This window comes from Streptomyces sp. MK7 (assembly GCF_032658145.1).
In the GTDB taxonomy this organism is placed as follows: Bacteria; Actinomycetota; Actinomycetes; order Streptomycetales; family Streptomycetaceae; genus Streptomyces; species Streptomyces spiralis.
In genome coordinates this window covers 18249-38171 of the sequence record NZ_JAVACL010000048.1, presented here as the reverse complement: position 1 = coordinate 38171, position 19923 = coordinate 18249, and the positions used below count along the sequence as shown (strand labels likewise).

Genomic DNA, 19923 nt, shown 5'->3' with positions numbered 1-19923 from the left:
CAGCCGTGGCTGCCGGGCGCCCGGCGCGGGCATCGGGCCTGCCGGCGCTGTCAGGTCCGGTCGATATGTACGTTTGTCGACTTCACGCGAGCGGTCGCCTCCATGCCCACCTCCAGGCCCAGTTCCTCGACGGCCTCCCGGGTGAGCAGCGAGACCAGGCGGTGTGGTCCCGCCTGGATCTCCACCTGTGCCGCCACGTCGCCGAGCTTGATGGCCGTCACGATGCCGGGGAAGGCGTTGCGGGCCGAGGTGTAGGAGACCTCCTCGTCACCGCCGCCGGACCGGGCCAGTTCGACCGAGAAGGCGGCTAGGTCGCGGCCGTCGACGAGCCGCCGCCCGCTCTCGTCGCGGTGGGTGGCCACCCGGCCCGCGTCCGCCCAGCGGCGTGCGGTGTCCGGACTGACGCCGAGCAGACGGGCCGCCTGGCCGATCGTGTAGGACTGCATGCCGGTCACGATAGGGCCGTCGGCGGGCAGCCGCGGACGTCGGGTCGGTGACCGGGCGGGTCAGCCCGTGTGCACGCGGGGCCGCCTGGCCCGGTCCGGCTCCGCCTCGCGCAGCACCTCACGGGTGACCGGCGCGACCTCGCCCTGGCCGAAGAGGAAGAAGCGCAGGAAGTTGCGGAACGGGTTGCCCTCGGTCCATTCGAAGTAGATGTGCGGAGTGCAGCCCGTCGCCTCGCGGACGTGCAGGAGGAGGGCGGCCAGGGCGTTGGGGATGGAGGAGGATTCCAACGTCAGCACACGGTAGCGGTCGTGCAGGACCTCGCCGCTCACCGTGAGGCCGGCCTCGAACTCGGAGGGGTCGGTGACCGTCACCTCGACGAAGACGAAGTCCTCCGTCTCGGGGATGTCGTTGTCGCCACGGATCTGCTCGATCTTGTCGCGGTACTCGGCCTTGTCCCGGCGCCCGGGCTTGTTGGCGATGAACCGGATCTTGCGGCTGGCGATGTCCCTGACGAATCGTTCCGCCATCGGATCCAGCGTCACGCTGGTCACGCGCAGCTCGAAGGCACGGGCCAGTCGGGACAGCAGCGAGACCAGGATGATGCCGACGATGAAGCAGGCACCGATCTTCACACCGTCCGGGCGTTCGATGACGTTGACGACGGTGGTGTAGAGGAACACCGTCGAGATCACCGCGAACGCGATGGTCCAGTTGCGCTGGCCGGCCCTGTGGGCGGCGATGGTCACCGCGATCGCGGCGGAGCTGATCAGGACGAGGACGCCGGTGGCGTACGCGCTGCCCTGCTTGTCGACGTCGGCGTCGAAGATCCAGGTGACCAGGAAGCCGATCAGGGTGAAGACGATGACCATGGGCCGCACCGCACGGGCCCAGTGCGGGGCCATGCCGTAACGGGGCAGGTAGCGCGGCATCAGGTTGAGCAGTCCGGCCATCGCGGAGGCGCCCGCGAACCACAGGATCGCGATGGTCGAGACGTCGTACACCGTGCCGAAGGCGTTCCCGAGGTAGTGGTGCGCCAGGTAGGCCAGCGCGCGCCCGTTGGCCTTGCCGCCGGGCTCGAACTCCGGCGCCGGGATCAGCAGCGTGGTGATGAAGCTGGTGGCGATCAGGAAGCCGCTCATGATGAGCGCGGCCGTGGTGAGGAGTTTCTTGGTGTCCCGGATCCGGCCGGTCGGGCGCTCCTCGGTGTCCTGTGGGTCGCCCTGTACGTGCGGCATCACGGCGACGCCGGTCTCGAAGCCGGACAGGCCGAGCGCGAGCTTGGGGAAGACCAGCAGGGCCACGCCGACCATGGCGAAGACGCTGCTGTGCTGGGCGGTCAGGGCGCTGGACCAGTCGGCCACCACATGACCGGCGGTGACGACGTGCCACAGGCCGACGATCACCACGACGACGTTCAGCCCCAGGTAGATGCCCACCAGCGCGACCGCGACCCCGATCGCCTCCAGGAACCCCTTGAGGAACACCGCGCCCAGCAGCGCCACCAGGAACAGCGTGACGAGCATCTGGTGGCTGTGCAGCGCACCGGTCAGATGCGGGTTCTCCACCAGGTGCGTCGAGGCGTCGGCCGCCGACAGGGTGATGGTGATCAGGAAGTCGGTGGCGGCGAAGCCGAGCAGGGTCAGCACGAACAGCTTGCCCTGCCAGAACGACAGCAGCCGCTCCAGCATGGCGATCGAGCCCTCGCCGCGCGGGCTCTCCTCGGCGACCCTGCGGTAGACCGGGAGGGCGCCCACGAGGGTCACCAGGACCAGCACCAGCGTGGCGACCGGCGACAGCAGACCGGCGGCGAGGGCCGCGATGCCCGGCTGGTAGCCCAGCGTCGAGAAGTAGTCGACACCGGTCAGGCACATCACGCGCCACCACCGCTGCCCCTTGTGCGGGGGCTCCGGTGCGGCGTGCGGTGCCTGCTGCATGCCCTTGCCCATGTCGGACAGGCCCTCCAGCATCCAGGCACGCAGACGACTGGGAGGGTGTTCGGTGGTGGCCATGGGCCCTGCTCCTGATGTGCGGCTCAGCGTGTGGATCAGGCCATCACGCGGACAGGTCACCAGCGTATGCAGAGCGTGACGCGTGGGCCCACGCGTACCGGGGTGGGCGGCGTCAATCTTCCGTTAAGAATGGCCGCGCCGGTGGCGGGGCGGGCGTCGGGAGCAGGTGAGCCGGAGGATTCGTCGGGGTTCGCCCGGCCGGGGAAACCACGGCGCCCGGAAGCCCGGAGGCGGCTGAACCCCCGGAGGTGTCGCCGCCGCCGAGGCCCGGAGATCGTAGACGTCATGGCTGAGCCCCGGTGTCCGGAGGTATCACGCCTGAGCCGGGGCTCCGGAGGCGTCATGGCCCGAGTCCGGAGATGCGGAACACGGTCAGCGCGGTCTCGCGGTCGACCTGCTCCGCGAGGTCCCGCAGCGCGCTCGCCCCGCACCGCAGCCGGCCGCTCGCCGCCGATGTCCGCGCGTCCTCCTCGAAGCGGTGCCACAGGCCGGGGTTGTCCACCAGGACCCTTGGGTCGATCTCGACGCGGGCGCCGAAGGCGTCCCGCAGGACCAGCCGCCGGGAGACGCCGTCCGTGACGCGCACCGACACCAGCAGGTCGGTACGGACCCCGCGGCGGCGCAGCAGCGAGCGAGTGGCGAGCCAGCCCTCGCCGGCGCACACGCGGGCCGGGCAGAGCACCAGGAAGAGCAGCGCCCCGAGCGCGCACCACAGAGCGCCGCGCGCCCAGGTCAGGCTGCCCGTGCCCCGGTCGAGCAGGAGCAGCAGGCCGCACAGCGCCATCGAGGAGCAGACCGAGGTGTGCAGGTCCCGCGCCCAGTGACGGTCGTACGCCACCCGGCCGGGAGGGTGCGCGGGTGTGCCGGCACCCGGTCGTCCGTCGTTGCCGTGCTGCCTCATGACATCGACGCTAGAGCCCGCGCGCGCCGCGGCAACCGCCGTTGACGCGCCCCTGATGCGACGCCGACCGTTCTTGACGCCGTGACAGCGCGGCCGGCCGTGCCGCCCCCTTGATCGGCTCCCTTGCCCGCCCTCCGCACCACACCTACAGTGCGACTGCCGTAAACATTCGTCAACAGTTTCGAAATTTTCGAATCGGATTGCTTCGACCTCCTGGAAGGGGCTCGACTCCCATGCGGACGTACGACAACCCGGTGATCCCTGGCTTCCATCCCGACCCGAGCGTGTGCCGGGTGGGCGAGGACTACTACCTGGTGTGCTCCAGCTTCGAGTACTTCCCCGGCGTCCCGCTGTTCCACAGCCGCGACCTGGTCCACTGGCGCCTGATCGGCAACGTCCTGGACCGCCCCGGGCAGTTGCCGCTGCCGGACGACCTGCCGGCCTCGGCGGGAATCTACGCCCCGACGATCCGTCACCACGACGGCCGCTTCCACATGATCACCACCAACGTCGGCGGCGGCGGGAACTTCCTGGTCACCGCCGAACGCCCCGAGGGCCCCTGGTCGGACCCGGTCTGGATCGACCTGCCCGGCATCGACCCCGACCTCGCCTGGGACGACGACGGAACCTGCTGGTGCGCCGTGGCCGGAGTGGGGCTGGCCCGGATCGACCCGCGGACGGGAAAGGTGCTGGAGGGACCGCTGAAGGTGTGGTCGGGGACGGGGATGCAGCACCCCGAGGCGCCGCACCTGTACCGCGTCGGGGACTGGTGGTACCTCATGCTCGCCGAGGGCGGCACCGCGCACGGCCACAGCGTCTCGATCGCCCGCGCCCGCTCCCCGCGCGGCCCCTACGAACCGGCGCCGCACAACCCGATCCTGTCCCACCGAAGCACCGACCGGCCGATCCAGTGCACCGGCCACGCGGACCTCGTCCAGGCCGCGGACGGCACCTGGTGGATGCTGCTCCTGGGCACCCGGCCCCGGGGCTATTTCCCGGAGTTCCACGTGCTCGGCCGGGAGACGTTCCTGGCGCCGGTGCGGTGGGTGGACGGATGGCCGACGGCCGGCCCGGTGCTCGAGAGCCACCCCGCCCCGGCGGCCTGGCACCCGTTCCCGCCCGAGCCCGACCGGGACGACTTCGACGCGCCGGCCCTGGCGCCGTACTGGATCTCCCCGCGCGGCAGGGCGGACGGCTCCTGGTCGCTGAGCCGGCGCCCGGGGTGGCTGACGCTGACCGCGACCGGCGACAGCCTCGACCGTCCCGGACACACCCTCGTCGGGCGCAGGCAGCAGCACCCTGACTGCCGGGCGGCGGCCCGGCTGGACCCCGGTTCGGGACGGGCCGGCCTGTCCGTCCGCCTGGACGAGGCGCACCACTACGACCTGGAGATCGGCGGGGGAGTGGCGAGCGTCGTCGCCCGGATAGGGCCCGTGCGGCAGCGGATCGCCGAACACCCGGTGCCGCCGGGCCCGCTCACCCTGCACGTGGAGATCCGTACGTCCGAGGTGGCGCCGCCCACCGTCACGGCCGCCGGCGGACAGGCGCCCGGTCTCCGGTCGGGCGGCCCCGACGCGGTCGCCTTCTCGGTCGAGACCGGCGAGCGGACCGTGCCCCTGGCCGAACTCGACGGCCGCTATCTGTCCACGCAGGTCGCCACCGGTTTCACCGGGCGGGTGATCGGCATGTACGCCACCGAGGGCAGCGCGGAGTTCGACTGGTTCGACTACCGCCCGCGGCCCGCCTGATGCCCCGACGGTGGTCTCAGCCGCCCGCCGGCCGGGCGGAGTTGCCCGCGAATCCGTGCCTGACGAGGGCTTGCCGAGCGTGGGCGCGTGTCCCTAGGGTGCACCGCAGCTTTCTGGACGTGAGCCGAAAGTTTCGAAATAGGACGAGGAGCCGCACCATGTCACGGACCACCGTTCGCCTCAGATTCGCGGGGGCGCTCGCCGCAACCCTCGTGGCCGCCGGCGTCGCCACCGGCCCCGCGGCCCAGGCCCACGAGCGGACGCCCGGCCTCGCCGACCTGGCCCACCGCCACGGCCGCTACTTCGGCAGTGCCACCGACAACCCCGAGCTGACCGACAGCGCCTACACGAAGATCCTCGGCAGCGAGTTCGACATGATCACGCCGGGCAACGGCATGAAGTGGTACGCCACCGAACCGCAGCAGGGCGTCTTCGACTGGTCCAAGGGCGACGAGATCGTGAAGCTCGCCCGCGCCAACCACCAGAAGGTGCGCGCCCACACCCTGGTCTGGCACAGCCAGCTGCCCGACTGGCTCACCTCGCGCGACTGGACCCCGGACGAGCTGCGCGCCGTACTGAAGAAGCACATCACCGCTGAGGTGCGCCACTACCGGGGCAAGGTCTACTCCTGGGACGTGGTCAACGAGGCGTTCAACGAGGACGGCACCTACCGGGACACGATCTGGTACAAGACCCTCGGCCCCGGCTACATCGCCGACGCGCTGCGCTGGGCCCACGAGGCCGACCCGCACGCCAAGCTGTACCTCAACGACTACAACATCGAGGCCGTCGGCCCGAAGAGCGACGCGTACTACATCCTCGTCAAGCAGCTGAAGGCGGAGCACGTCCCGCTGGACGGTGTCGGCTTCCAGACGCACCTCGCGCTCCAGTACGGCTATCCGACCACGATCGAGGACAACCTGCGCCGCTTCTCCCGCCTCGGCCTCGACACCGCGCTGACCGAGGTCGACGTCCGGATGCAGCTGCCGGCCACGGACGACAAGCTGGCCGAACAGGCCACCTGGTACGGGGACCTGACGAGGGCGTGCCTGGCGGTGCGGCGCTGCGTCGGCGTCACCGTCTGGGACTTCACCGACAAGTACTCGTGGATCCCGGGGGTCTTCGCCGGGGAGGGCGCCGCGCTGCCGTGGGACGAGCAGCTGCGGCCCAAGCCGGCCTACCAGGCGCTGCGCGACGCGCTCGGCGGGTGACCGGGTCGCCGGGCGGCTACGGTTCGTAGTCGCCGCGGGACATGCGTCGGGGCCGGCCCTCGCACACCGTGCGAGCCGGCCCCTCGTGGTGCCGGGCGGCTCTCCGGCCCGTCTTCGGCGCACCGGGCGCGCCTGGGCCGTAGCCGCCCGTCGTGCTCAGGCGGCGGTCATCACCCGGTCGGCGCCCAGCGGGCGGTGCGGCGCGATGATCTGACCGTCCGGCAGAAGCTCACCGGTGTCCTCGAAGAGAAGAACGCCGTTGCACAGCAGGCTCCAGCCCTGCTCCGGGTGGTGCGCCACGAGGCGGGCGGATTCCCGGTCGGCGGAGTCGGCTGACGGACACGGTGGCTGGTGCTGGCACATGGGTGGGATCTTTCGCTCTGTCGTCTGGTCCGGAATGGTCGGCGTGTGCGTTTCGCGGCTGGTGGCACTCTCCATGGCCGCCCCCCGTTGGATGAGTCGGACTGAAACCAGTGTTGCCCCACGAGCGTGTTTCCGCAGGCATTTCACGGCACCGCTTCTCACAGGTTGGAGACGCCTCACCCGCCTGAGCGGTTCATCCCGTACGCACGGCCTCTTCGGATGGTTCGGCGTGGCCGGATGGGGCTAGTCCGGTCGGGCCATCGGGCCTGAACGACGGCGTACCCCGCTCCCGGGAGATCCGGCAGCGGGGTACGGCGGGGTGTCCGAGGTGGTCGGAGTCGGTGCGCGGGGCTCGGTGCTCGGGAGGTCAGGCGGGCGAGCCCATGAGCGGTACGGGAGCGGGCGTCAGCCGGTGGGTGAGGACCGGGAGCAGTTCGGCGACCCGGTGCGGCACGTGGGCCGGTATCCCGGGCGGGGCCGGCGCCAGCGGTACGAGCAGGTCGCCGGCGGCGGGGTGGCCGCCGGCCCCGTCGTCGGTGAGGTCGCCGTGCAGCCACAGGGTGAGCATGTACAGACTGGGCATGGACAGCAGGCGTGGCTGGTACGGCTGGCCGAGGGTCTCCGCCTGGCGCAGCGCGCGTTCCGTCGAGGCGATGTAGGGGCCCTCGAAGAAGTGGGAGAAGGCCCATCCGTCGGGGGTCAGCCTGGTCTCCGCGGCGGCCACCGCCTGGTCGCCGACGCGGATCAGGAAGCGCCAGCCGGCCAGCCGGGTCGCGGAGATCCCCTCGGGGGTGATCCGGTCCAGTACGTGCACGGGCAGCGGGAGTTCGGGGGTGGCCGGGCCCTGGGCGGCGCGGAGTGCGGGTGTGGGTGCTTCACGGACAGCGGTGGGGGAACCGAGTGCCGTGAGGACGGAGCGAAGTGCGGGCGCGGGAGCCGGCGGGACATGCAGCGGCATGGTGGGTCGCCTCTCATTCGACAGGCAGGGTGACGCGAGGGCGGGGCGGGCGGGGCGGACGACGCTGTCAGCTCTCGGGACAGGAGGGGGCGGGGCCGGGGCCTCGCGTACGAGGGGTGTACGAGGAGTGGCGGAGCGCGGCATGCCGGACATGACCCGGACCGCGGGTCCAGGGCCGCGGGCGCCAACCTTCTGCCGTTCAGCAGAGTTTATACGACGGATGTTCAGACGATGTTTCGTCTAGCTGTTTCCGGCGTGAACAACAAGATGCTATTCAGCCGGAGATTCGCAGGATTGATCCCGCTTCTGAACGGGCCGCACCACGGTGACCTCGGGTTCTGTCGGCGCAGCGGTCGGCTCGTTGTCGTCGGCGTTTTTCACGAGGTCCCCGGGGTACCCGTTCTTGCTCGCTGCCCCATGCCCCGTGAATGTGCCCGACGGTCATTTGTCACCAGAGTAGTCGGTGCGGGGCGGCGACGGGACGTTATCGATCGCGTTCGCGGGGCATCATCCCACCTGACCGGGACCCCGGCGGCCGGATCCTCGGTCCGCCCGAGCGAGGAGGGACGCTGCGATGGGGGAGAAGGTCGTGGCAGGAGAGTTCGACCTGTCGGATCGCAACCGCTACCGCGCCAAGCTCCGGCGGTGTCTGAAGGGGCTGGAGCGGTTGCTGGAGGAGAAGCGGTTCGACCGCCCCAAGAACCTCATGGGGCTGGAGATCGAATTGAATCTCGTCGGCTCGGACGGCATGCCGAAAATGCTGAATGCGCAAGTACTCGAGCGCATCGCCAGCCGTGACTTCCAGACGGAACTCGCGATGTTCAACCTGGAAGTGAACATCGCCCCGCACCGGTTGGGCGGCCGGGTATTCGACCGGCTGGCCGAGGAGTTGAGGACGTCACTGGCATATGCCGACCGAAAGGCCGGAGAGGTCGACGCGTCGATAGCGATGATCGGTATTCTTCCGACGCTCGACCGGGACGACCTGGTCTCCTCCAATCTCTCCGACGTCGACCGCTACACGCTGCTCAACGACCAGATCGTGGCGGCACGCGGTGAGGACTTCGCCCTGGACATCGAGGGCGTGGAGCGGCTGACCTGCACCTCGAAATCCATCGTCCCCGAGGCCGCCTGCACCTCCGTGCAGCTGCACCTCCAGGTCACCCCGGGCCGCTTCGCCGACGTGTGGAACGCGGCGCAGGCGGCGTGTGCCGCGCAGATCGCCGTGGGCGCCAACTCGCCCTTTCTCTTCGGGCGCGAACTGTGGCGGGAGTCGCGGCCCCCGCTGTTCCAGCAGTCCACCGACACCCGCCCGCCCGAGCTCCAGGCGCAGGGCGTGCGGCCGCGCACCTGGTTCGGCGAGCGGTGGATCTCCTCCGTGTACGACCTCTTCGAGGAGAACCTGCGCTACTTCCCCGCGCTGCTGCCGATCTGCGACGACGAGGACCCCCTCGAGGTGCTCGACGCCGGCGCCGTCCCCAGGCTGGCCGAACTCGTGCTGCACAACGGCACCGTCTACCGCTGGAACCGGCCGGTCTACGACATCGCCGACGGCGTGCCGCACCTGCGGGTGGAGAACCGGGTGCTGCCCGCCGGGCCCACCGTCACCGACGTGATCGCCAACGCCGTCTTCTACTACGGCCTCGTCCGGGCGCTCGCCGAGGAGTCACGGCCCGTGTGGACCCGGCTGCCCTTCGAGGCCGCGGCCGCCAACTTCGACACGGCCTGCCGGTACGGGATCGACGCCCGGTTCAGCTGGCCCCGGCGCGGCCGCTACTCCGGCACGGTCGAGGTCGACGCCGTCGCGCTGGTCCGCGACGAACTGCTGCCGCTCGCCGAGGCCGGTCTGGACGCATGGGGCGTGGAGGCCGTGGACCGGGACCGCTACCTCGGCGTGATCGAGGAGCGGTGCCGGCACCGGACCAACGGCGCCCAGTGGCAGGCCGCCACCTTCCACCGGGGTGTGGAGAGCGGTCTCACCAGGGACGAGGCCTTGGCCGCAACGACCCGGCGCTACTGCGAGCTGATGTGGCTGGGCGAGCCGGTCCACACCTGGCCGGTCGGCCTGCCGGCACCGGTCCCGCTGGGCTGAGTGAGCGGGGGCGCCCGCGCCCCGACGGGGCGGATGGGGCAAGCTGTGACCTCTCACAACGGTGTACGGGAGGCGCAGCGTGCAGGAGGAGATGGGGCCGACGGACGAGGCTGCTCCACGACAGCGGCTGTCGCGGCGGATGCTCCGTGACGAGACCCTGCTCGTCCTCGCCCTCTCCCTCGGGGCGAGCGGGATCTCCGCCCTGATCAGCTTCGTCGGATCGGTCACCAAAGCGGGCGGCCTCAAGGACCAGGCGGCCACCCTCAACGCCTCCGCCGCACCCGGCCGCCCCTGGCTCGATCTCGCCTGGCAGCTCTTCGGGATCGCCACCGCGCTCGTGCCCGTCGCCCTGGTCGCCCACCTGCTGCTCCGCGAGGGCGGGAGCCTGCGCACGCTCGGCTTCGACCGCACCCGCCCCTGGCCGGATCTCGGCCGGGGCGCCGCGATCGCCGCGGTGATCGGCAGCACCGGAATCGCGTTCTACCTGGCCGCCCGGGGCCTCGGCTTCAACCTCACGGTGGTGCCCGAGGCGCTGCCGTCGGTCTGGTGGAAGTACCCGGTGCTGGTGCTGTCCGCGGTGCAGAACGCGGTCCTGGAAGAGGTCATCGTGGTCGGCTATCTGCTGCGCCGGCTCGGCGGTCTCGGCTGGACGCCGGGGACCGCGCTGGTCGCCAGTTCCGTGCTGCGCGGCTCGTACCACCTCTACCAGGGCATCGGCGGCTTCGTCGGCAACATGGTGATGGGCGTGGTGTTCGTCTGGCTCTACCGCCGGTGGGGGCGCGTCGGCCCGCTGGTCGTGGCGCACTCCCTGCTCGACATCGGCGCCTTCGTGGGCTACGCCCTGCTGGCCGGGAAGGTGGGCTGGCTGCCGACGGCGTGAGGTGGGCGGCCGTGGCCGGTGTGAGCGGCCGACGACGCTCGTGGTTCGAGTGAGGGGCGTACGACGCTGTCGTACGCCCCTTGGTGTGAGCGCCCCGGTGTGCCGGATGCGGGCGCTCAGGCGCGCAGCTCGCCCTCGATGACCGTGACCGCGTGGCCGGTGAGCAGCGTGCGGGCGCCGCGCAGCCCCGTGCGGACCCGGCCGGAGCGCGGGGAGGCCTGGAGGCCGGTGAGGTCCGTCCGGCCGAGACGCTCCGACCAGTAGGGGGCCAGGGCGGTGTGGGCGCTGCCGGTGACCGGGTCCTCGTCGATGCCGACGTTCGGGAAGAAGCAGCGGGAGACGAAGTCGTGGCCGCGGGCGGGGTCCTCGGCGCGGGCGGTGGCGATGATGCCGCGCGACGAGTAGGCGGCCAGCGCCTTGTGGTCGGGGTCGAGGCTCCGGACGGTCTTCTCGTCGGCGAGCTCCAGCAGCAGGTCGCCGACGTTCGGGCCGGTGTCGAAGGCGGTGCGGGGCTCGGCGCCGAGGGCCTCGGCGACCCCGTCCGGCACCTCGACCGGTGTGAGCGGGGCGGTGGGGAAGTCCAGCGTGATCGCGCCGTCCTCGGCGGGCGTCGCGATGAGCACGCCGCTGCGCGTGGCGAAGCGCACCGGTCCGGTGTGCGCGCCGGTGGTCTGCAGGACGTGGGCGGTGGCGAGCGTGGCGTGCCCGCACATCGCGACCTCGGTGGCGGGGGTGAACCAGCGCAGCGCCCAGTCGGCCTCGCCGCCCTCGGGCAGCCGGTGCGCGAAGGCCGTCTCGGCGTGGTTGACCTCCAGGGCCACCTTCTGGAGCCAGTCGTCCTCGGGGAAGGCGTCGAGGAGGAGGACCCCTGCCGGGTTGCCGGAGAAGGGACGGTCGGTGAAGGCGTCGACGATTCGAATCCGCATGTCCCGACGGTAGGGCGTGCGGGACGGCGCGGGCCAAGGCCAATTCGCGGACTGCGGCCATGGAGTGGGGGGCAAGCGGCAGCTCGGAAGAGGGTTGTCGGAGGGATGTTTCCGATATATCGTTGAGGCATCGCGACAGATCGACGATGGAATGGAGTGGTTGCGATGCACACCCACGGATTCGAGCGTGGACACCGGCAGGACGGCCCGTGGCGCGGCCGGGGCGGCTTCGAGGGACGGCGTGCGGCGTTCGGGCCCTTCGGGCCGGGCGGTCCCGGTTTCGGCCACGGCGGCCCCGGCTTCGGACCGGGCTTCGGCCCGGGCCCCTGGGGCGGACGAGGACGCGGCGGACCGCGCGGGAGGGCCCGGCGCGGGGACGTACGGGCATCGATCCTGGCCCTGCTGAAGGACCGTCCGATGCACGGCTACGAGATGATCCAGGAGATCGCCGAGCGCAGCGGCGGCGCGTGGAAGCCCAGCCCCGGCTCGGTCTACCCCACCCTCCAGCTGCTGGAGGACGAGGGGCTGATCACCAGTGAGTCCGAGGGCGGCAAGAAGCTGTTCTCGCTCACCGAGCCGGGCCGCAGCGCCGCCGACGAGGGGCCGGACGCACCCTGGGAGGAGGCCTCGCGCGGCATCGACTGGGAGGCCCTCGGCGAGATCCGCCAGGCCGGTTTCGGTCTGATGGAGGCCTTCGGCCAGGTCTGGAAGACCGGCAGCAAGGAACAGCGCGAGAAGGCGCTCGCCGTCATCAACGAGGCCCGCAAGAAGCTGTATCTGATCCTGGCCGACGAGGACTGACCCTCGCACCGCACGGGCACAGGCCTGATCTCCTCCGCAAGGAGGAGATTTCGGCCACCCGGGTCCGCTTTCCGTGGGACGCGGAAATGCTTCCCGCCGGGGATGACCGCGGGGCGGGAGGCTGATGGGCTGGCAGATGTGCGACCCCGTATCCCCAGGCCGCCGGCCCACGAGCAGGGCGGCCGCCGTCCGGACGACGATGCCCGGCTCAGCGCCGAACTGGCGGCGGTGGTCGCCGCTGCCCGCAGAAGGGCCGTCCGGGACGCGGACCGGCACATCGACACCGCCCATCTGCTGCACGCGCTCCTGGAGTCCGGCCCCGAGGTGCGCGCCGTCTTCGGCGGCGGTCCGCAGATCGCCCGGCTGCTCGGCTACCTCGTGCAGCGCAGCATCGGTTACGGCCTGCGCTGGCAGAGCGGCGTCGAGGAGTCCGGCGCGCTGCCCGTGCCGACCGGGGCGACGGCGGCCGAGGCCGACGGCTGCTCGCCCCTGGCGGCGGCCGCCCTGAAGCGCGCCCGCGAGCGCGCCGCACGGCGCGGCGACGACCTGGCCCGCGGCCTCGACCTGCTCGCCGCCCTCGCGGCGGACCCCCAGACACGCGCCGTCGAGGTCCTCACCCGCGCGGGCATCGACGCCCGGGAGCTGACCGCCCGGCTGGAGGGAACCCATGGGCTGGACGAAGCGCTGGGGAGCCCTTCGGGTCCGGGCTGACACGTTCAGCCGTTGAGACAGGTGTCATTGGGGGTGACGCTCCTGTCGTTGCCTGTCATCATGTGCCGGTGGTTACGTCTGGGATCAGTAAGGGCCCGTCCGGCAAGGGTGTCGGCCTCGGCCTCGCGCTCGTGTCCGCGCTCGCGTTCGGGGGCTCCGGTGTCGCGGCCAAGCCGCTGATCGAGGCGGGTCTCTACCCGCTGCACGTGGTGTGGCTGAGGGTCACCGGCGCGGCCCTCGTCATGCTGCCGCTCGCCGTCCGCCACCGCGCCCTGCTGCGCCGGCGCCCCGCACTGCTGGCCGGCTTCGGGCTGCTCGCCGTGGCGGGCGTCCAGGCCTGCTACTTCGCCGCGCTCTCCCGCATACCCGTCGGGGTCGCCCTGCTCATCGAGTACCTGGCGCCGGCCCTCGTGCTCGGCTGGGTCCGCTTCGTGCAGCGGCGGCCGGTCACCCGGGCCGCCGCGCTCGGCGTGGTCCTCGCGGCCGGCGGGCTCGCCTGCGTCGTCGAGGTCTGGTCCGGCCTGAGCTTCGACGCCCTCGGACTGCTGCTCGCCCTCGGCGCCGCCTGCTGCCAGGTCGGCTACTTCGTCCTTGCCGACCACGGCGGCGCGGACGGCGAGGGCGACGGCACGGCTCCCGCCCCGCTCGGCGTCATCGCGTACGGACTCCTGGTCGGCGCCGCCGTGCTGACCGCCGTGGCCCGCCCCTGGAGCATGGACTGGCCGGTCCTCGCGCACACCGCGCGCATGAACGGCACACCGGTCCCGGCCGCCGCCCTGCTCGTCTGGATCGTGCTGGTCGCCACCGTCCTCGCGTACATCACGGGCGTGCTCTCGGTGCGCAGGCTCTCCCCGCAGGTGGCGGGCGTGGTGGCCTGCCTGGAGGCGGTCATCGCCACCGTGCTGGCCTGGGTGCTGCTCGGCGAGCACCTCTCCGCGCCGCAGGTCCTCGGCGGCGCCGTCGTCCTGCTGGGCGCGTTCATCGCGCAGTCCTCCACGCCGGCGAAGGCACCGGAGGAACCGGCGGAGCCCGCGCGGTCGGTGGCGGCCGGCGGGGCGGAAAGAGAGTTGTCCGCACGCGGTACGGCCGCTTAGGGTCCAGATCATGCACACGAGCGCACTCGTTCTTCCGCCCCCGGCCGCCTGAGGCGGGCCCCCCGGTGATCCGAGCCCGGTGCGCGTCGCCGGGCCGAACGGTGCTGCCCGCAGAAGAAGTCCGACGACCCCGCCGAACCGGGGTCCTCACCCGAACTTCTGCGTCTTGGCGGAGAGAAACTCGTGTCGCATGCTTCTTCAGGCCTGCCCATCGGGCGTGGCCTCCTCTGTCTGATCGTCGCCGGTGCCGCCTGGGGCACTGCGGGCGCGGCCGCCTCCCTGGTCTACCGGGCCAGTGACATGGGGCCGGCCGCCCTGTCCTTCTGGCGCTGCGTGGCCGGTGCGCTGCTGCTGTTCGCCGTGCGGCTGCTGCGCCCGCGCGTCCGGTCGGCGGTACCCGCGCCGCTCGGCCGCAGGCTGCTGCGGGCCGGTGCCACCGGTGCCGGCCTGGCCGTGTTCCAGACCGCCTACTTCGACGCCGTGGCGGCCACCGGACTCGCGGTGGCCACCGTCGTCACACTCGGCGCCGGCCCCGTGCTCATCGCCCTCGGTGCCCGCCTCACGCTGGGCGAACGGCTCGGCCGGGCCGGACTTGTCGCCGTCGCCGGGGCACTGGCCGGGCTGGGCGTGCTGGTCCTCGGCAGTGGCGGTGCCACCGTGCGCCCGTGGGGCGTGCTGCTCGCCCTCCTCTCGGCGGCCGGCTACAGCGTCATGACGCTGCTCACCCGTCGGTGGGGGCGTGCGGGCGAGGCCGACCGGTCCGCCACGACCGTGGGGGCGTTCGCGGTGGCAGGGCTGTGCCTGCTGCCGTTCGCCCTGGTGGAGGGGCTCGTCCCGCACACCGCCGAACCCCTCCGGCTGCTGTGGCTGCTGGCCTACATCGGGACCGTTCCCACGGCCCTCGCCTATGCCCTGTACTTCGCGGGCGCGGCCGTCGTCCGGTCCGCCACCGTCTCCGTGATCATGCTGCTGGAGCCGGTCGGCGCGGCGGTGCTGGCGGTGACCCTGCTCGGCGAGCGGCTGACGGCGGCCACCCTCGTCGGCACCGCGCTGATGCTCGGATCGGTCGTCGGCCTCGCCGTCGCGGAGGCACGCGGGGCACCGTCGGCGTCCGTGCGGGAGCCGGTCCTCCTATGACGAGGGGGGCCGCCGGTTCAGCGGTCCCGCCTCACAGTTCCGCGAGGTAACCCGGAAGCCCGGTGCCGGGGGCCAGGTCCGCGTCGGCGAGCGGAGCGCCGTACTCCCTGCGGACCGGGACCACACCGGCCCAGTGCGGGAGCGAGAGGTCCTCGGGCTCGTCGTTCACCCCGCCGGTGCGCAGCTTGGCGGAGACCTCCTCCAGGTCGAGACGGAGCACGGCGGTCGCGGCCAGTTCCTTGGTGTTGGCGGGGCGGGAGTCGGCCGCGCGGCCCGGGACCACGTGGTCGACCAGCGCGTCCAGCGCCGAACGCTTCTCCTCGGGGTCGGTGACCTGATGGGCGATGCCGTGCACCACGACGGAGCGGTAGTTGATCGAGTGGTGGAAGGCCGAGCGGGCCAGCACCAGGCCGTCGACGTGCGTGACCGTGAGACAGACCGGCAGCCCCCGCTCGGCCCGGCCCTCCGGGGCGGCCTGCCCGGCCATGCGCAGCGGGCGGGAGCCCGTCGAGCCGTGCACGTAGAGCCGCTCACCGACCCGGCCGTACAGCGTCGGCAGTACCACGGGTGCGCCGTCGCGGACGAAGCCGAGGTGGCAGACGTAGCCCTCGTCGAGTATCGCGTGCACCAGCTCCTTGTCGTACGACGCCCGGTCCGCCGAGCGGGTGGGGACGGTGCGCCCGGTGGGGGCGTAGGCATCGGCGGTCGGCGCGGCGGGCTGCTCGGTCCCCTGCATTGCGATCTCCATTGCACTAGTGCATAATCTTCTTTGTGCTAGGAGGATATCCGATCGAAGGGCGGCGCGCAGCGGAGATCGCGGCGAGCATCGAGCGTGCGGTGGGGTCCGGTGCCCTTGAACCCGGTCAACTCCTGCCACCCATGCGGGAGTTGGCGATCCGGCTGGGGGTCAACGCGAACACGGTGGCGGCCGCGTACCGGGTCCTGCGTGAGCGCGGGGTCATCGAGACCGCCGGGCGCCGCGGCAGCCGGGTACGGCCCGCGCCCGCCACCACCGGGCGGGAGAACATCCGCGTGGACGTGCCCGAGGGCGTACGGGACATCTCCAGCGGCAACCCGGATCCTGCGCTGCTGCCGCCGCTGGCACCGGCGCTGGCGGCGGCCGCGGCCGAGGGCGACCGCGAGCCGGTGCTGTACGGGCAGGTGGCCGTGGACCCGGAGCTGGCCCGCGACGCGCGTGCCGCGCTGGACGCCGACGGGGTGCCGGACGGGCCTGTCGCCGTCCTGTCCGGGGCGCTCGACGGCACCGAACGAGTGCTCGCCGCCCAGCTCAAGCCCGGCGACACGGTCGCCGTCGAGGACCCGGGGTGGGGCAGCGTCCTCGACCTGGTGCCCGCCCTCGGCCTGCGCACACAGCCCGTCGGAGTCGACGACGAGGGCCCCCTTGTCGACGACGTACGCCGCGCGCTCTCCGGCGGCGCCCGCGCCCTGATCGTGACGGACCGGGCGCAGAACCCGACCGGTGCGGCGGTGAGCGGCACGCGCGCGCGTGCCCTGCGGGCCGTGCTGAGCGAGCACCCGGACACCCTGCTGATCGAGGACGACCACGGCCACGGCATCGTGGACCTGCCCCTGCATCCCCTGGCCGGCACGACCCGGCACTGGGCCTTCGTGCGGTCGGTCGCCAAGGCGTACGGCCCCGATCTGCGGCTGGCCGTGCTCACCGGGGACGAGATCACCGTCGACCGGGTCCGCGGGCGGCAGCGGCTCGGGCCCGGCTGGGTGAGCCTGCTGCTGCAACGCGCCGTCGTACGGCTGTGGCGGGACGGGGTGCCGGACACGCGCGCGGTGGCGGCGGAGTACGGAAGGCGGCGCGAGGCGCTGATCGGCGCGCTGGCCCAGCGAGGGATCGGCGCGCACGGGCGCAGCGGGATGAACGTGTGGGTGCCCGTGCCGGACGAGACCGGCGCCGTCGCCCGGCTGCTCCACGCCGGCTGGGCGGTCGCCCCGGGCGCCCGCTTCCGGAGGGGCGCGCCGCCGGGCATCCGGATCACCGTCTCGACGTTGCGGGACGACGAGGTGGCGCCCCTGGCGGACGCCGTGGCGGCGGCCCTCGGACCGGTGCCCGCGCGGAGCTACGTCTGACGGGGCGGCGCCCCGCTGGTGGTCATGCCTTCCCCGCGGGCTCGGGCCGGGAGGACTTCGCTTCCGGCTGCTCGAGCCGTGCCGCGGGGGTCCCGGCGGGCCGGTCGCCGCTCCGGGGCCGGGCCTGGGTCAGGGCCGCGCCCGCGAGGACGATCACCGCGCCGACCGGGGTCGACCATGCCAGGTGCTCGCCGAGGACCGCGACGCCCGCGGCGGTGGCGATGATCGGAACGAAGTAGGTGACCATCTGCGCGGTCGTCGGGCCGACCTCGGCGACCAGGCCGTACTGGACGAGCATCGCCACGCCCGTGCCCAGCGCGCCCAGCGCGGCGATCGCGAGCAGCGGCACCACGGGCAGATGGCTCGGCAGGTCGGTGAACAGCGGGGTGACCACGGCCAGCTGCACCGTCGCGAGGAGCAGCTGGCCCCCCGTCAGCGACAGATGCGACTCACTGGAACCGGCCAGCGTGCGCCTCACGTAGATCCAGCCGACCGGGTAGCTCAGCGAGGCCAGCAGCGCCATCGCCGTGCCGCGCGCGTCCAGGCCGTGGAAACCCTGCCAGGCGCCCAGCACCGTGAGCACCCCGAGGAAGCCCAGGCCGAGACCCGCCACCCGCACCCGGGTCGGCCGGTCCTCCGAGAGGGCGACGAGGGACAGGGCCATGCCCCACAGCGGTGAGGTCGCGTTGCAGATGCCCGCGAGCGTGGAGGGGATCGTCAGCTCCGAGTACGCGAACAGCGAGAACGGCAGGGCGTTGAGGAAGAACGCGGCGACCGCCAGGTGTGCCCAGGTGCGGGCGCCGCGCGGCAGCCGCTCCCGCTTCACCGCCATCGCCACCACGAGCACCGCCGTGCCGAACACCAGGCGTCCCAGGGTCACCTGGAAGGGCGCGAAGCCCTCCGTGCCCACCTTCATGAACAGGAAGCTGAACCCCCAGATCAGCGAAAGGAAGGCGAAGCGGACCCGCCAGTGCAGGGGCCGGCGCTCCCGTGCGGCCGGGACGGAAGGGTGCGGTGACGAGACGGTCGCGGTGCTCATGGTCGTACGATGCCCGCTCCCGACCTCGTAGCACAATCGAGAATTTTCGCGCGGTACCTCGTAGCATCGCTTACATGTTGAATCTGGAGCGCCTGCGCACCCTCGACGCCCTGGCCCGGCACGGCTCGGTCAGCGGCGCGGCGGACGGACTGCACGTGACGACCTCGGCCGTCTCGCAGCAGATGGCCAAGCTGGAGCGGGAGGTCGGCCAGCAGCTCCTGGCCAGGAACGGCCGGGGGGTGCGGCTCACCGACGCCGGCCGGCTGCTCGCCGAGCACGCGGCGCGCATCCTGTCACAGGTCGCGGTGGCCCAGTCCGACCTGGAGGCGCAGCGCGGGCAGGTGGTCGGCGAGCTGCGGCTGGGCGCGTTCCCCACGGCCGCGCGCGGACTCTTCCCCACGGCACTGTGCCATCTGCGCGCACGGCACCCGGGCCTCAGCGTCACCACCGACGAGGTCGAACCGGCGCTCGCCGTGCGCGCCGTGCTCCGCGGTGACGTGGACCTGGCGGTCGTCCTCGACTGGTACAACAAGCCGCTGCCCGTGCCCGACGGTCTCACCCGGGCACCGATCCTCGACGACGCCGCCGACGTGGCCCTGCCCGCCGCGCACCCGTACGCGGATCGTGCCGAGGTCGACCTGGAGGACTTCGCCGACGACGACTGGATCACCTGGCGGGACGCGGAGTTCTGCCACGAGTGGCTGCTGGACACCCTGCGCTCCAAGGGGGTCGAACCGCGCATCGCGCACCGCGCCGAGGAGCACGCCACCCAGCTCGCCCTGGTCGGCGCCGGACTCGGCGTGTGCGTCGCACCGCGGCTCGGGCGCGGGCCGCTGCCCGCCGGGGTGCGGACCGTTCCCGTGCGGCAGGCGGTGCGGCGGCACGTCTACGCCGTCTGGCGCGCCGACGCCGACCGCCGCCCCTCGATCCGCGCGGCGCTGGACGCCCTGCGGGCGGCGGGGGAGCAGGTCGACTGAGGTCCCGGTCACCCGGCCGGTTCAGCCCGGGCCCAGTTTGCGGAAGTCCCAGGAGACGGTCTTCTCCGGGGTCAGCCGGACCCACGCGTGCCGCCCGTCGTGCGGCATCTCGTCCAGCCCGAAGTACTTGCGGGCGAACAGCGTCTCGGGGACGTCGAGTTCCGCGCGCAGCTCTCCGATGCGCGGCGCCTCCCCGACGAACTCGGCGGTGCCGGACAGTTCGACGCCGCGCAGCTGGTCGTACTCCTCGCCCGTGTCGACCACGACCGCCACCCGGGGATCGCGGCGCAGATCCGCCCAGCGTCTGCTGCGGACCACCGAGTACAGCCACAGCGAGGTGCCGTCCCAGGCGAACCACAGGGCGCTCACGTGCGGCGCGCCGCCGGGCGACACGGTGGCCACCCGGCAGGTGCGCTGGGCGGTCAGGAACGCGTCCAGCTCGCCCGGAGTCATCATGATCTTCCGGCCCCGGCGCTGTGTGACGGTCATGCGGCCGTTGCTTCTCCTCTTCGGCGTGAGCAGGCGT

At 72.5% G+C, this 19923-nt stretch carries 19 protein-coding genes; 10 read left to right on the top strand and 9 right to left on the bottom strand.

Annotated elements, in window-relative coordinates; all coding sequences use genetic code 11:
* Positions 1 to 50 precede the first annotated feature (50 nt).
* From R2S09_RS33690 to R2S09_RS33680, 3 genes are all read right to left on the bottom strand, one after another.
* On the bottom strand, positions 51 to 446 hold the full coding sequence (locus R2S09_RS33690; RefSeq protein ID WP_030177613.1) for a molybdopterin-binding protein: 396 nt from the start codon (positions 444 to 446) through the stop codon (positions 51 to 53).
* 60 nt (positions 447 to 506) lie between these two features.
* Entirely contained in the window at positions 507 to 2456 is a 1950-nt protein-coding gene (locus R2S09_RS33685; RefSeq protein ID WP_306185688.1) for an amino acid transporter, read from the bottom strand.
* A gap of 340 nt (positions 2457 to 2796) precedes the next feature.
* Positions 2797 to 3357: a hypothetical protein gene (locus tag R2S09_RS33680; protein WP_316745146.1), complete on the bottom strand. Its 561-nt coding sequence runs from the start codon at positions 3355 to 3357 to the stop codon at positions 2797 to 2799.
* Positions 3358 to 3590: 233 nt separating this feature from the next.
* Here R2S09_RS33680 and R2S09_RS33675 point away from each other — a divergent pair, with 233 nt between their 5' ends.
* Both R2S09_RS33675 and R2S09_RS33670 read left to right on the top strand, forming a co-directional pair.
* Positions 3591 to 5105, top strand: a complete 1515-nt coding sequence (locus R2S09_RS33675) for a glycoside hydrolase family 43 protein (RefSeq protein WP_316745144.1) — start codon at positions 3591 to 3593, stop codon at positions 5103 to 5105.
* Between the two features lie 158 nt (positions 5106 to 5263).
* Positions 5264 to 6316, top strand: a complete 1053-nt coding sequence (locus R2S09_RS33670) for an endo-1,4-beta-xylanase (RefSeq protein ID WP_316745142.1) — start codon at positions 5264 to 5266, stop codon at positions 6314 to 6316.
* A gap of 156 nt (positions 6317 to 6472) precedes the next feature.
* Here R2S09_RS33670 and R2S09_RS33665 read toward each other — a convergent pair whose 3' ends face one another.
* On the bottom strand, positions 6473 to 6679 hold the full coding sequence (locus tag R2S09_RS33665) for a DUF5999 family protein (protein ID WP_030177618.1): 207 nt from the start codon (positions 6677 to 6679) through the stop codon (positions 6473 to 6475).
* A 367-nt stretch (positions 6680 to 7046) separates the two neighbouring features.
* Positions 7047 to 7637, bottom strand: a complete 591-nt coding sequence (locus R2S09_RS33660; RefSeq protein ID WP_306185682.1) for a hypothetical protein — start codon at positions 7635 to 7637, stop codon at positions 7047 to 7049.
* 574 nt (positions 7638 to 8211) lie between these two features.
* Here R2S09_RS33660 and R2S09_RS33655 point away from each other — a divergent pair.
* Complete coding sequence (locus R2S09_RS33655) at positions 8212 to 9729, top strand: glutamate-cysteine ligase family protein (RefSeq protein ID WP_316745140.1); 1518 nt, start codon at positions 8212 to 8214, stop codon at positions 9727 to 9729.
* Positions 9730 to 9820: 91 nt separating this feature from the next.
* Positions 9821 to 10609 (top strand): type II CAAX endopeptidase family protein, encoded by a 789-nt coding sequence (locus R2S09_RS33650; protein WP_316745163.1) that lies wholly within the window; start codon positions 9821 to 9823, stop codon positions 10607 to 10609.
* 116 nt (positions 10610 to 10725) lie between these two features.
* Here the strand turns inward: R2S09_RS33650 and R2S09_RS33645 are convergent, their stop codons facing one another.
* The gene (locus R2S09_RS33645; RefSeq protein ID WP_316745138.1) at positions 10726 to 11535 is read right to left on the bottom strand and encodes a PhzF family phenazine biosynthesis protein; all 810 of its coding nucleotides are present in this window, start codon (positions 11533 to 11535) and stop codon (positions 10726 to 10728) included.
* Between the two features lie 165 nt (positions 11536 to 11700).
* Here R2S09_RS33645 and R2S09_RS33640 point away from each other — a divergent pair, with 165 nt between their 5' ends.
* The 4 genes from R2S09_RS33640 (at position 11701) to R2S09_RS33625 (ending at position 15278) form a co-directional block, all read left to right on the top strand.
* Positions 11701 to 12336: a PadR family transcriptional regulator gene (locus R2S09_RS33640; protein ID WP_316745136.1), complete on the top strand. Its 636-nt coding sequence runs from the start codon at positions 11701 to 11703 to the stop codon at positions 12334 to 12336.
* A gap of 138 nt (positions 12337 to 12474) precedes the next feature.
* Positions 12475 to 13047, top strand: a complete 573-nt coding sequence (locus R2S09_RS33635; RefSeq protein ID WP_316745134.1) for a Clp protease N-terminal domain-containing protein — start codon at positions 12475 to 12477, stop codon at positions 13045 to 13047.
* A gap of 62 nt (positions 13048 to 13109) precedes the next feature.
* The gene (locus R2S09_RS33630) at positions 13110 to 14141 is read left to right on the top strand and encodes an EamA family transporter (RefSeq protein WP_316745131.1); all 1032 of its coding nucleotides are present in this window, start codon (positions 13110 to 13112) and stop codon (positions 14139 to 14141) included.
* A 183-nt stretch (positions 14142 to 14324) separates the two neighbouring features.
* Positions 14325 to 15278 carry a DMT family transporter gene (locus tag R2S09_RS33625; RefSeq protein WP_306185673.1) on the top strand — a complete coding sequence of 318 codons (954 nt, stop codon included), beginning with the start codon at positions 14325 to 14327 and terminating at the stop codon, positions 15276 to 15278.
* Positions 15279 to 15309: 31 nt separating this feature from the next.
* Here R2S09_RS33625 and R2S09_RS33620 read toward each other — a convergent pair whose 3' ends face one another.
* Positions 15310 to 16014: a pyridoxamine 5'-phosphate oxidase family protein gene (locus R2S09_RS33620; RefSeq protein WP_316745161.1), complete on the bottom strand. Its 705-nt coding sequence runs from the start codon at positions 16012 to 16014 to the stop codon at positions 15310 to 15312.
* A 35-nt stretch (positions 16015 to 16049) separates the two neighbouring features.
* Here R2S09_RS33620 and R2S09_RS33615 point away from each other — a divergent pair, with 35 nt between their 5' ends.
* Complete coding sequence (locus R2S09_RS33615) at positions 16050 to 17381, top strand: aminotransferase class I/II-fold pyridoxal phosphate-dependent enzyme (protein WP_316745129.1); 1332 nt, start codon at positions 16050 to 16052, stop codon at positions 17379 to 17381.
* Positions 17382 to 17403: 22 nt separating this feature from the next.
* Here the strand turns inward: R2S09_RS33615 and R2S09_RS33610 are convergent, their stop codons facing one another.
* Entirely contained in the window at positions 17404 to 18420 is a 1017-nt protein-coding gene (locus R2S09_RS33610; protein ID WP_316745127.1) for a DMT family transporter, read from the bottom strand.
* 74 nt (positions 18421 to 18494) lie between these two features.
* Between R2S09_RS33610 and R2S09_RS33605 the strand changes: the two genes are divergently transcribed.
* Complete coding sequence (locus R2S09_RS33605) at positions 18495 to 19397, top strand: LysR family transcriptional regulator (protein ID WP_306185668.1); 903 nt, start codon at positions 18495 to 18497, stop codon at positions 19395 to 19397.
* 21 nt (positions 19398 to 19418) lie between these two features.
* On the opposite strand, the gene R2S09_RS33600 is transcribed toward R2S09_RS33605, so the two are convergent.
* Entirely contained in the window at positions 19419 to 19886 is a 468-nt protein-coding gene (locus R2S09_RS33600; protein WP_306185666.1) for a pyridoxamine 5'-phosphate oxidase family protein, read from the bottom strand.
* Positions 19887 to 19923 lie beyond the last annotated feature (37 nt).

Bases quoted from the DNA above. Each gene is read 5' to 3' on its own strand.
- R2S09_RS33610 (WP_316745127.1), bottom strand. From the start codon at position 18,420: ATGAGCACCGCGACCGTCTCGTCACCGCACCCTTCCGTCCCGGCCGCA.
- R2S09_RS33670 (WP_316745142.1), top strand. From the start codon at position 5,264: ATGTCACGGACCACCGTTCGCCTCAGATTCGCGGGGGCGCTCGCCGCA.
- R2S09_RS33665 (WP_030177618.1), bottom strand. From the start codon at position 6,679: ATGTGCCAGCACCAGCCACCGTGTCCGTCAGCCGACTCCGCCGACCGG.
- R2S09_RS33650 (WP_316745163.1), top strand. From the start codon at position 9,821: ATGGGGCCGACGGACGAGGCTGCTCCACGACAGCGGCTGTCGCGGCGG.
- R2S09_RS33655 (WP_316745140.1), top strand. From the start codon at position 8,212: ATGGGGGAGAAGGTCGTGGCAGGAGAGTTCGACCTGTCGGATCGCAAC.
- R2S09_RS33675 (WP_316745144.1), top strand. From the start codon at position 3,591: ATGCGGACGTACGACAACCCGGTGATCCCTGGCTTCCATCCCGACCCG.
- R2S09_RS33620 (WP_316745161.1), bottom strand. From the start codon at position 16,014: ATGCAGGGGACCGAGCAGCCCGCCGCGCCGACCGCCGATGCCTACGCC.
- R2S09_RS33660 (WP_306185682.1), bottom strand. From the start codon at position 7,637: ATGCCGCTGCATGTCCCGCCGGCTCCCGCGCCCGCACTTCGCTCCGTC.
- R2S09_RS33600 (WP_306185666.1), bottom strand. From the start codon at position 19,886: ATGACCGTCACACAGCGCCGGGGCCGGAAGATCATGATGACTCCGGGC.
- R2S09_RS33640 (WP_316745136.1), top strand. From the start codon at position 11,701: ATGCACACCCACGGATTCGAGCGTGGACACCGGCAGGACGGCCCGTGG.
- R2S09_RS33605 (WP_306185668.1), top strand. From the start codon at position 18,495: ATGTTGAATCTGGAGCGCCTGCGCACCCTCGACGCCCTGGCCCGGCAC.
- R2S09_RS33680 (WP_316745146.1), bottom strand. From the start codon at position 3,357: ATGAGGCAGCACGGCAACGACGGACGACCGGGTGCCGGCACACCCGCG.
- R2S09_RS33645 (WP_316745138.1), bottom strand. From the start codon at position 11,535: ATGCGGATTCGAATCGTCGACGCCTTCACCGACCGTCCCTTCTCCGGC.
- R2S09_RS33685 (WP_306185688.1), bottom strand. From the start codon at position 2,456: ATGGCCACCACCGAACACCCTCCCAGTCGTCTGCGTGCCTGGATGCTG.
- R2S09_RS33690 (WP_030177613.1), bottom strand. From the start codon at position 446: ATGCAGTCCTACACGATCGGCCAGGCGGCCCGTCTGCTCGGCGTCAGT.